This window comes from Acidovorax sp. KNOB132 (assembly GCF_057541515.1).
The window spans coordinates 1-10,879 of sequence record NZ_BAAJYT010000119.1 but is presented as its reverse complement, the minus strand read 5'-3'; the positions used below and the strand labels follow the sequence as shown (position 1 = coordinate 10,879).

Genomic DNA, 10,879 nt, shown 5'->3' with positions numbered 1-10,879 from the left:
CTGCGGGGCGCTGGTGCGCGCTGGCGGCCCCGGCCCACGCCGCGGCGGAAAACGCAGGGGCGCAGACGGTGCGATGGGCGGGCCGCGGCCTGGCTTTGCCGGCGGACCGGGTGTGGGCACGGCCCTTCGCTTTCCATCTGGGCCGGCTGGCCGGGTACGCCCTGGCGGGCGCGATGGCGGCCTGGGCCATGGACCGCCTGGCCTGGCTGACCCAGCACGCGGCTGCGCTGCGGCCGGCCTGGACGCTGCTGCACGTCGCCGTGCTCGCCTGGGCCGTACTGCTGGTGTTCCAGGCGCGGCAGCCGGCCTGGGTGGACCATGCGGGCCGGGTGCTGTGGCAGCGGGTCGCCCCCTGGGTGCGCTCGCCCGGCGGCCTGTTCTCCACGGGCCTGGCCTGGGCCTGCATGCCCTGCGGCCTGCTGTACTCCGCGCTGCTGCTCGCGGCGTTGACCGGAAACCCCTGGCGCGGCGCGCTGGCCATGGTGTGCTTCGGCGTGGGTGGCGCGGCCTGGCTGGTGGCAGGCCAGTGGCTTTGGCAACGGCTGCGGGGCGGCGGAGCCGCGGGGGACGCGCGGGGCGGGTGGGGCGTGCGGTTGTCCGGCCTGCTGCTGTTCGGCATTGCCGCCTGGGGGCTGTGGATGGACGTTTTCCACCGCCAGGCCGAGCCCTGGTGCCTGTAGCCAATCCCTGCGCGCAGGGGGTTGACAAAGCCTATCGTGACCGTAGTCCGTGAAGTTTTTGACATTTGATTCGGGGGTGTATTAACTGGTGATAATGGTTACCAATACCCCGGCGTCCCCGTGGCGCCCTCCGGTGCCCCCCGAAAGTGACTAATCCCCTCCTCATCGATGTCGGCCGGCTGCGTGTAGGCATGTACATCCAGCTCGATCTGGGCTGGATGAACCACCCTTTTCCGGTCAGCAGTTTCCGCATCGCCTCGCCGGAGCAGATCAGTACCCTGGCCGCCCTGGGCCTGTCCCAGGTGCGGTGGATTCCTTCCAAAAGCGATCCCTCGGTGCAGGGCCTGCTGCCGCCCGGCCACCCTTCCGCGCCCGATCCCGTGACCGAAGCCGCCCGGGCACCGGTGGAGACAGGGCCTTCGATCGCCCAGGCCTCCATGGCGGAGTTCCGCGAGCGCATCAAGGCGCAGAGCCGTTCCCTGGCTGCCTGCGACGAGCGCTTCGCCCGTGCCACGCGGGTGTACGAGCGCCTGGCCACCAGCGCCGAGCAAGACCCCTCGGAGGCGCGTGCTTCCACCAACGCGCTGGTGTCCACCTGCGTGGATGAGCTGCTCGACCAGGGCGACTCCGCCATCCGCCTGCTCTCCGAGCGCGTCGGCACGCGCGCGGCGCTGCATTCGGTCAACGTGATGGTGCTTTCGCTGCTGCTGGGCAAGGCCCTGGGCCTGCTGGGCGACGACTTGCAGCCCCTGGGCGCGGCCGCGCTGCTGCACGACCTGGGCAAGATCACGCTGCCGCCCCATGTGGCTCAGCCGCATTCCGCGCTGGGTCCGGCCGACCAGGCCCTGTACGAGGCGCATGTCGGCGAATCGGTGGTGCTGGCAGAACGCATGGGCCTGGGCTCCGCCGTCATCGAAGCCATCGCGCATCACCATGAAATGGCCGATGGCACGGGCTTTCCGCTCCAGCTCAAAGGGGCCGATATCTCCCGCGGAGGGCAGGTGCTGGCGCTGGTCAATTACTACGATCGGCTGTGCAATCCGCTGCGGGGCGCCAACGCGTTGACCCCGCACGAGGCGCTGTCGGTGATCTTCGCGCAGCACAAGCAACGGTTCGACGCCGTGGTCCTGCGGGCCTTCATCCGCATGATGGGCGTGTACCCGCCGGGCTCGATCGTGCAGCTCGTGGACGACCGCTACGCCATCGTGACAGCCGTGAATTCGGCCCGCCCGCTGCGGCCCAAGGTGATCGTGCACGAGTCCGGCGTCTCCAAGGACGATGCCCTGGTGATCGATCTGGAAGACCAGCCGGCGCTGGGCATCCGCCGCAGCCTGCGGCCCGCGCAGCTGCCGCGCGATGCGCTCGACTATCTGTCGCCCCGAAAGAGGATCTGCTACTACTTCGAACGGGCCGTCGACGCAGCGCCGACCGGGGCCCCGGCGTGATCCGCGGCCCGCAAGGCAGCGTGTGGCGCGCCGTGTTCGACGGGTTGCTGGAGGCCGTGTGGCTGGTCGAGCCCGAGGGGCTCACGGTGCGCTTCGCCAATCAGAGCGCGGCCGCGCTGCTCGGGCGCTCGCCCGAAACCATGGAAGGCGCGGACGCCGTCGAACTCCTGGCCTGCACGCCGGAAGACCTGTACTTCTGGGCGCAGGGGCGGGATGCGCTGATGCGCGGCATCCAGTCGCACTCCGGCCTGCTCGGGGGCGATGGCCAGTTCATTCCGGTGGACCGGCGCGTGTCGCACGTGGATTCGCCCGAGGGCGAGGCGCTGCTGCTGGTGACCATGATCGATCGCCGCGAGCAGGCCTCGACCGAGCGCGAGCTGGAAATCCTGCTGTCCGAACTGCGCGCCACGCTCGACTCCGCCGCCGACGGCATGCTGGTGTACGACATGGCCGGGCGCATGCGGGCCTTCAACCAGCGCCTGGCGCAGCTGTGGGGCATGCCCGAGGACCTGCTGGTGCAGCGCAATGATGCTGCCGTGGTGGCCCACATGCAGCAGCAGGTGGCCGATGCCGATGCCTACCGGGCGCGGCTGTCGTCCATCGCGCTGGAGCCGGGGCGCGAGACCACGGACATCCTGCACCTGCGCAACGGCACCATCATCGAGCGCCGCTCAGTGCCGCAGTTGAGCCAGGGCCGCCCCGTGGGCCGGGTGTTCTCGTTCCGCGACGTGACGCTGAACGCCGAGGCGCAGGCCAGCCTGCGGCTGGCCGCGCGGGTGTTCGACTCCAGCCTGGACGCCATCTTCATCGCCGATGACCGGCACCAGATCGTGCGCATGAACCCGAGCTGCGAGCGGCTGATCGGCGCGCCCGCGGTCGCCTTGCAGGGCGTGCCCGCGGTTTCGCTCTTCGGAGCCGAGGGCGCGCAGCCCGGCTGGATGGAGCACGTCCTGGCGGCGTGGGACCGCGACGGCTTCTGGGAGGGCGAGCTGCGCCTGCCCGAGGGCGGCGCGAACGGGGCCGCGCGACGGGCCTGCGCGGTGCACCTGTCGTGGGTGGTGCTGCGCAGCGAGACGGGCAATGCGCTGCAGAGCATCGGCTTCATGCGCGACCTCACGCAGCAGCATGCGGCGCGCACGCGCATCGAGGAACTGGCGTACAGCGATGTGCTCACCGGCCTGCCCAACCGGCTGCGCCTGTCGCGCCGCGTGGGCGAAGCCATCGACGCGATTGAGCAGGGCCCACGGCCGGACGCCGGCAGCTTCGCCATCCTGTTCGTGGACCTGGACCGGTTCAAGATCATCAACGACTCCCTGGGCCACCTGTTCGGCGACCGCGTGCTGCAGATCGTGGCCAAGCGCCTGCAGGGGTGCCTGCGCCAGAGCGACATGCTGTGCCGCCTGGGCGGCGACGAGTTCGTGGTGTACCTGCACGGGGGCGATGCCGCGATCGCCGAAGGCGTGGCGCGGCGCATGCTCGAGGACATGCTGCGCCCCTTCATGCTCGACGGCATGGGGTTTTCCATTCAGTGCAGCATCGGGGTGGCGCTGTACCCGCAGGACGGCGAGACGCTGGACGACCTCATCAAGCAGGCCGACACCGCCATGTACCGCGTGAAGGAGCGCGGCCGCGGAAGCTACGGCTTCTACCAGCCGCAGATGAATGCCGACCTGCTGTCGCGCATGAAGCTCGAACACGCCATGCGCCAGGCCCTGGGCCAGCAGCGCATGGTGGTCCACTACCAGCCGCAGGTCGCCATGGCGACCGGCAGCGTGGTGGGCGCCGAGGCGCTGCTGCGCTGGACCGATCCGGAACTGGGGCCCATTTCGCCGGGCGTTTTCATTCCTCTGGCCGAAGAGTCCGGCTACATCATCACGCTGGGTTCATGGGTCATGGAGCAGGCCGTGCAGGAGGCTGCGCGCTGGATGCGCTCGGGCTCGCCGCTCGTGATGGCCGTCAACGTGTCGGCGCTGGAATTCCGCCAGCCCGATTTCGTCGATCGGCTCACGCAGCTGTTGCTCAAGCACGGCCTGCCGGCCTCGCTGCTCGAACTGGAGCTGACCGAGACCATCCTGCTGCAGGATGCGCTGGAGATGGAGCAGCGCCTGCAGGCGCTGGCCGAACTGGGCATCGGCCTGGCCATCGATGATTTCGGCACCGGCTATTCCAGCCTGGCCTATCTGAAAAAGCTGGCGATCCACAAACTCAAGATCGACCAGTCGTTCGTGCGGGGGTTGCCCGACGACGACGGCGACCGCGCGATCATCAATGCCATCGTGCACATGGGGCGCGCGCTGCACATTGAAGTGGTGGCGGAGGGCGTGGAAACGCAGCAGCAGCGCATGGCGCTAGAGCAGATGGACTGCCGCTACTTCCAGGGGTATCTGTGCGCGCCGGCGATGCCGGCCGAAGCCTTCAGAAGCCTGCTGGCGAGCCGCCAGAGCTATTCGTGGGGACTGTCGACGCCGGCGTGAAAACCGCCGGGCCGTGGGAGAAACAGGTGTCTGCGAATGCCACCGGACCGGCATCCTGAACCGGGGGTTCAGGTGGGCGAGGGCAGCCAGGCGTTGGGTTCATCTGACGCGAGATGATCACGCTCACCGGGCAATGTACCAAGCCCGTGCTCAATGAGCATTGGTTCAAGGAAATATAAAGCCCGGCAGCACCGCAGACGTCTCCATTGTAGGCGCTGCATGCACGGCGCGCGAGCGGCCGTTGCGTAACCCTTTTAAAGAAGGCGGCCGTCGTCGCCGAGCGCATCGTCCAGCCGGCGCAGCAGCAACTGCATCTGGCCGGACGGGTCGCCCGCCAGCGAGGCGTGAGAGGCGTGCAATGGCGCCGGGGCATCGGTGGATTGCGGGCCGGCTGCCGGGGCCAGCGGCGCGGGCTCCGTCGGGGCTGCCGCCTGGGCCTGTGCAGCGGACGCCAGATCGGCCTCTTCGCGGTCGGCGATCTCGAAGGCCAGGTTGAGCGCTGCCAAAACGGCGATGCGCTCGCGGGCCCGCACCTTGCCGGCATCGCGGATGCGCGTCATGGCGGTGTCCACGCGCTCAACGGCCTGCAGCAGGCGCGATTCGTGGCCCTCGGGGCAGCCCAGCAGGTAGCTCTGCTGCATGATCTGGACTTCGATCTGCTTCATTCGGCGTCCTTCGAGGGGGGCGTCGCAGGCAGGCTCTCCAGCAGCGCGTCCACACGGGCGCGGGCGGTATTGAGCCGGGATTTGAGCGAGTCTCGCTCTTGGGTGAGATGGACCACCTGGGCGGTCAGCAAGGCATTGGCGCGTTGCAGTTCCGCATGGCGCAACAGCAGCCGCTCCACGCGTTCGGCGATCTGGTCGATGGGAGAGGATGGATCCATACAGCCGCAATTGTAGGGTTGGCGCCACCACCCGCCCATCCGGCGGCGTTTACAGGCTGCAACACCCGTAAAATCCGCGGGTTGGTGCTCGCAGCATGGTTCGCATGCTGCAGTTCAACGGGAAGCAGGGAGGTTTGCGTTCGCCAGAGCGCGCCGTGCCTGCGCTGCCCCCGCAACGGTCAGCGGACGGGTCGGCCCTTTTCTCCGACTCACTCTCCAGCCATGAGCCACTGGGCGCCTTGAACAAGCGCCTGGGAAGGCGCTGGAGGGCGCTCCGCCAGCCCGGATACCGGCCAACAACGTGGCCGCGCTTTGGACCGCCATGGTCCTGAAGGCGCGGCTGTTTCGCCCAATGCCGGCGGGGAAGCCGGCGCGGGGATGTTTGCCAGTCTGTCTGTTTCCATGAAAAAGCCCTTGTTCCCCGCGCGCGCCGCTGCCATTGCCGCTGCCGTGCCTTCCTCGCCCCTGCGGCCTGCCGCCCTGGCTGTTTCCCTGGCCCTCACGTTCGCCGCCGCACCTGCCGCCCAGGCGCAGGACGCCCCCGTGCTGCTGGCGCAGAACCAGCGCGTGCCCTCCCTGGGCGAAACCGTGGTGGCTGCCACGCGCACGCCCCAGCCGCTGGCCGACCTGGTGGCCGACGTGTCCGTGCTGGACCGCGAGGCCATCGAGAACAGCGGCGCGACTGGCCTGGCCGACGTGCTGGCCCGCCTGCCCGGGGTCGAGATGGTCCGCAACGGCGGCCCGGGCAGCGCCACCAGCCTGTACCTGCGCGGCGCCGAGACGCGCTTCACGGCCGTGTACATCGACGGCGTGCGCATGGACTCGCAATCCACCGGCGGTGCGCCGTGGGAGGCCATTCCGCTGGCCGTCATCGACCGCATCGAGGTGCTGCGCGGCCCGGCCGGCGCGGTGTACGGCTCGGACGCCATCGGCGGCGTGGTGCAGATCTTCACGCGCCGGGGCGAGGCCGGCACCGCTCCCTACGTGGGCGTCGGCGTGGGCAGCCAGGGCACCTACAAGGCCGAGGCCGGCGTGAGCGGTGCCAGCGGCGCGGTGGACTATGCCGTGGGCCTGGCGCGCGAGACGAGCCAGGGCTTCAACGCCCGCACCGTCGCCACGCAGAACCCCGACAAGGACGGCTATCGCCGCACGTCCGGCAACGCCCGGGTGGGCCTGCAGATCGATGCAGTCCACCGCCTGGAAGGCACGCTGGTGGCCAGCGAGATGAACTCCGGCTACGACACCCTGCCGCTGGGCAACGACGACCGCAACCTGCACAAGATGCACGCCCTCGGCCTGAACTGGGCCGCGAAGTGGAGCCCGCAATACACCACCCGCGTGTCGGTCACCGACTCGCGCGACCGCTACGAGACGCGGCCTTCCGTGTACCTCACCGACACGCGCCTGCGCGGCTACCTGTTCCAGAACGAATGGCGCCAGGGCCCGCACCTGGTGACGGCGGCCCTGGAGCGCCGCGAGGACCACCTGGAGAACGCGCCCATCGACCGCAAGCGCTCGCAGGACGCGCTCGCGCTGGGCTATGGCTTCAATGCCGGCGGCCACACGCTGCAGTTCAACGTGCGGCATGACTCCGACAGCGAGTTCGGCGGCCAGAACACCGGCAGCGCCGCGTACGGCTATGCCATCACGCCGCAGTGGCGCGCCACCGCGTCCGTGGGCACCTCGTTCCGCGCGCCCACCTTGTACCAGCGCTTCAGCGAGTACGGCCTGGCATCGCTCAAGCCGGAGGAGGGTCGCAATGCCGAGGTGGGCCTGCGCTGGGCCGAGGGCGCCGGCACCTTCTCGGCCGTGGCCTACCGCAACCGCGTGAAGAACCTCATCGTGTTCGGCGGGGCGGGCGGCTGCCAGTCCAATTTCGGCTGCTATGCCAGCACGGCGCGCGCCAAGTACGACGGCGTGACGCTGTCAGGCTCGTACAAGGTGGCCGGCGTACAGTTGCGCGGATCGGTGGATTTCCAGAACCCGCGCGACGAAGACACGGGCCGGCTGCTGGCGCGGCGCTCCAAGCGCCACGGCACGCTGGGGGCCGACACCCAGGTCGCCGGCTGGACGCTGGGCACCGAAGTGCAGGCCTCGGGCCGGCGCTTCGACACCGCGGCCAATACCACGGTGCTGGGCGGCTACACGCTCGTCAACCTGTATGCCAGCACGCGCATCGCACGCGACGTGACGCTGCTGGCGCGCGTGGACAACCTGGCCGACAAGGATTACCAGCTGGCCCGCACCTATGCCACGGCGGGGCGCACGTTCTATGCGGGCCTCAAATGGGCACCGCAATGACCGCGGCGCAGCCAGCGATGAAGAACCCATGAGGGCGAGGGGAGAAGCAGCGCGAGAAGAAGAAGCGGCTGGCATGGCGGGCAGCGTGGGCTGTCCCGCCATCGCCATCGCCGCACCCGCGTCCGGCCAGGGCAAGACCACCGTGACGGCGGCGCTCGCGCGGCTGCACGCGCGCCAGGGGCGCCGGGTGCGGGTCTTCAAGTGTGGCCCTGATTTCCTCGATCCCTGCTGGCACCAATTGGCCAGCGGCGCCCCGGTGCACCAGATCGATCTGTGGATGACCGGCGAGTCCGACATCGCCCAGCGCCTGCATGCCGCCGCGCGCGAGGCCGATCTGATCCTCATCGAAGGCGTGATGGGCCTGTTCGACGGCGCCCCCAGCCTGGCCGATCTGGCGCAGCGCTTCGGGCTGCCGGTGCTGGCGGTGGTCGATGCGTCGGCCATGGGCGCCACGCTGGGGGCCGTGGTGCACGGCCTGCGGCACTACCGCGCGGGCCTGCCATGGGCCGGGGTGCTGGCCAACCGCGTCGCCACCGAACGCCATGCTGACCTGCTGCGCGCAGGTCTCAACGATCCCGCGGACTGGCTGGGCGCGCTGCCGCGCGTGCAGCGGGATGCGCCCGACGGTGCCACGGCCACACCCGCTGCCCCCACACGGGCGCGGGCCGGCCTGCTGCCTGAGCGGCACCTGGGCCTGGTGGCCGCGCACGAACTGGCCGATGGCCTGGCGCGGCTGGACGCCGCGGCCGATGCGCTGGCGGCCACGCCACTCGGCCGCCTTCAACCGCACGAACTGCAGCTCTGGGCCGTGCGCTTTGCGGCGCCCGAGCGGTCCGAGCCCGTGCCGCCGCTGCTGGAGGGCCGCACGGTGGCGGTGGCGGACGATGCGGCGTTCTGTTTCATCTACCGCGCCAACCTGGACACGCTGGAGGCGCTGGGCGCGCGGGTGGTGCGGTTTTCGCCGCTGGCCGATGCCGCGCTGCCGCCGTGCGATGCGGTCTGGCTGCCCGGCGGCTACCCCGAGCTGCATGCCGACCGCATCGCCAGCCACGCCGGCATGCGGGCCAGCCTGCGGGCGCACGTGCAGGCCGGCCGCGCGGTGTGGGCAGAATGCGGCGGCATGATGGCGCTGTTCGAATCGATCACCCTGGCCGACGGCCAGCACCGGCCCCTGTGGGGGCTGCTGCCGGGCCGCGTGGCCATGCAGAAACGGCTGGCGGCCCTGGGGCCGCAGCAGCTGGACGTGGACGGCCACGTGCTGCGCGGCCACACCTTCCACTACTCCACCTGCGACAGCCCGGCCCCGGTGCGTGCGCGCACCGAGCGGCCCGCGCACGCGGGCCGCTCGGCCCGGGCGAGGCGCTGTACCGCCACGGCAGCATCCACGCGAGCTACTTCCACGCCTGGTTTCCGTCGAGCCCGCGCGCGGTGGCGGCCCTGCTGGGCGCCGGCCCGGATGCGCCACGGGGGGCGGCATGAGCGGCCCCGGCCCCATTGCCGCCAGCGAGCTGATCCTGGGCGGCCAAAAGAGCGGCAAGTCGCGCCGTGCCGAGCTGCTGGCGCGCCAGTGGCTGGCCGATTCGCCCACGCACCGCGCGCTGCTGATCGCCACCGGACAGCCCTGGGACGACGAGATGCGCGAACGCATCGCGCGCCACCAGCGCGACCGCGCCGAGCGCGTGCCCGGCCTGCGCACGCTGGAAGAGCCGCTCGACCTGGCCCGCGCCATCGCCCGCCACGGCAGCGCCGATACGCTGATCGTGGTGGACTGCCTCACGCTCTGGCTCACCAACTGGCTCATGCCGGCCCCGGCCCCGGCCCCAGCGCCGGTCTCGGAGGGTTTGGAGCCAAATCGGCCTCCAGCGCATGATTGGCTAGGGCAGTGCGCTATGTTTTTAGGAGCAATCCGCCAGTCCCCCGGCCCGGTGGTGCTCGTGGGCAACGAGATCGGCCTGGGCGTGATTCCCATGGGCCGCGAGGTGCGCGCCTTCGTCGATGCACTGGGGAGCCTGAATCAGCGCGTGGCCGAGGCCTGCCAGCGCGTCACCCTGGTCGCGGCGGGCCTGCCGCTCACGCTGAAGGACACGCCATGACGCACCGCTTCTTGCAACGCCTGCGCTGCCATGCCGCTCGCCGGTGGCCCGCGGGGCTGGCGTTAGCGGCTTTCGTCTGGATGGCCGGTGCCACGGCCGCGCAGGCCTTCGAGGTGACCGATGCGCGCGGTCGCACCGTCGCATTCGCCCAGCCCCCGCAGCGCATCGTGAGCCTGCTGCCCTCGCTGACGGAGAGCGTGTGCGAGCTGCAGCAATGCCAGCGCCTGGTGGGGGTGGACCGCTATTCCAACTGGCCCGAAGCCGTGCAGCGCCTGCCGCAACTGGGCGGCGGCATCGATCCGAACATCGAGGCCATCGTCGCCCTGCAGCCCGACGTGGTGTTGCTGGCCACCAGCTCGCGCGCCAGCGACCGGCTGGAGGCATTGGGCCTGAAGGTGGTGGCGCTGGAGCCCAAGACCCATGCCGACGTGCGCCGCGTGCTCGCCACGCTGGGCCAGTTGCTCGGCGTGCCGCAGGAGCAGGGGGCCGACCGGCTGTGGCGCGTGATCGACGCCGGCGTGCAGGCCGCCACGCAGTCGCTGCCGGCCCGCGCGCGCGGGGCCCGCGTGTATTTCGAGGTGAGCCGGGGGCCGTATGCGGCAGGCACGGCGTCGTTCATCGGCGAGACGCTGGCGCGCCTGGGCGCGCGCAACGTGGTGCCGCCCGAGCTGGGCCCGTTCCCGCGGCTGAACCCCGAGTTCGTCGTGCGGGCGCGGCCCGACGTGATGATGGTGGGCAACCGCAGCATGCAGTCCATGGCGATGTACCCCGGCTGGAACAGCCTGAAAGCCGTGCGCGAGCAGCGCGTTTGCCTCTTCGGTCCCGGCGAGGCCGACGTGGTGGTGCGCCCCGGCCCGCGCATGGCCGAGGCCGCGCGCATCATGGCGCGCTGCCTTGCGGACAAGGCGCCATGAGCGTGCCCCGGAACGGCGCACCCGCCATGCCATCGTCATCGCCCATGCCATCGCAGCCCGTGCCGGCGGCCTCGCATGCCGCGCAGCCC

At 70.7% G+C, this 10,879-nt stretch carries 8 protein-coding genes, 1 pseudogene and 1 riboswitch; of the genes and pseudogenes, 7 read left to right on the top strand and 2 right to left on the bottom strand.

What is annotated here, in order from left to right; genetic code table 11:
* From AC27IO_RS15180 to AC27IO_RS15170, 3 genes are all read left to right on the top strand, one after another.
* Window positions 1-680 (top strand): sulfite exporter TauE/SafE family protein (locus AC27IO_RS15180; protein WP_498739481.1); only part of this gene is annotated, 680 nt, incomplete at its 5' end.
* Between the two features lie 146 nt (window positions 681-826).
* Window positions 827-2,125: a cyclic di-GMP phosphodiesterase gene (locus tag AC27IO_RS15175; RefSeq protein ID WP_498739480.1), complete on the top strand. Its 1,299-nt coding sequence runs from the start codon at window positions 827-829 to the stop codon at window positions 2,123-2,125.
* Window positions 2,122-4,599 (top strand): sensor domain-containing protein, encoded by a 2,478-nt coding sequence (locus tag AC27IO_RS15170; RefSeq protein ID WP_498739479.1) that lies wholly within the window; start codon window positions 2,122-2,124, stop codon window positions 4,597-4,599. Before AC27IO_RS15175 ends, AC27IO_RS15170 begins: the two co-directional genes overlap by 4 nt.
* A gap of 254 nt (window positions 4,600-4,853) precedes the next feature.
* On the opposite strand, the gene AC27IO_RS15165 is transcribed toward AC27IO_RS15170, so the two are convergent.
* Both AC27IO_RS15165 and AC27IO_RS15160 read right to left on the bottom strand, forming a co-directional pair.
* Complete coding sequence (locus AC27IO_RS15165; protein WP_284406778.1) at window positions 4,854-5,264, bottom strand: cell division protein ZapA; 411 nt, start codon at window positions 5,262-5,264, stop codon at window positions 4,854-4,856.
* Window positions 5,261-5,482, bottom strand: coding sequence for a DUF904 domain-containing protein (locus AC27IO_RS15160; protein WP_272548299.1), 222 nt, complete (start codon window positions 5,480-5,482; stop codon window positions 5,261-5,263). The genes AC27IO_RS15165 and AC27IO_RS15160 overlap by 4 nt, the downstream gene beginning before the upstream one ends.
* A gap of 66 nt (window positions 5,483-5,548) precedes the next feature.
* A riboswitch (cobalamin riboswitch) is annotated at window positions 5,549-5,794 on the top strand.
* 90 nt (window positions 5,795-5,884) lie between these two features.
* Here AC27IO_RS15160 and AC27IO_RS15155 point away from each other — a divergent pair.
* From AC27IO_RS15155 to AC27IO_RS15140, 4 genes and pseudogenes are all read left to right on the top strand, one after another.
* On the top strand, window positions 5,885-7,783 hold the full coding sequence (locus AC27IO_RS15155; protein ID WP_317352376.1) for a TonB-dependent receptor domain-containing protein: 1,899 nt from the start codon (window positions 5,885-5,887) through the stop codon (window positions 7,781-7,783).
* 73 nt (window positions 7,784-7,856) lie between these two features.
* A pseudogene (locus AC27IO_RS15150) lies at window positions 7,857-9,262 on the top strand (nucleotide-binding protein).
* Window positions 9,259-9,876: a bifunctional adenosylcobinamide kinase/adenosylcobinamide-phosphate guanylyltransferase gene (locus AC27IO_RS15145; RefSeq protein ID WP_498739476.1), complete on the top strand. Its 618-nt coding sequence runs from the start codon at window positions 9,259-9,261 to the stop codon at window positions 9,874-9,876. Before AC27IO_RS15150 ends, AC27IO_RS15145 begins: the two are co-directional and overlap by 4 nt.
* 80 nt (window positions 9,877-9,956) lie before the next feature.
* Complete coding sequence (locus AC27IO_RS15140) at window positions 9,957-10,790, top strand: ABC transporter substrate-binding protein (protein WP_272569755.1); 834 nt, start codon at window positions 9,957-9,959, stop codon at window positions 10,788-10,790.
* The last annotated feature ends 89 nt before the right edge of the window (window positions 10,791-10,879 follow it).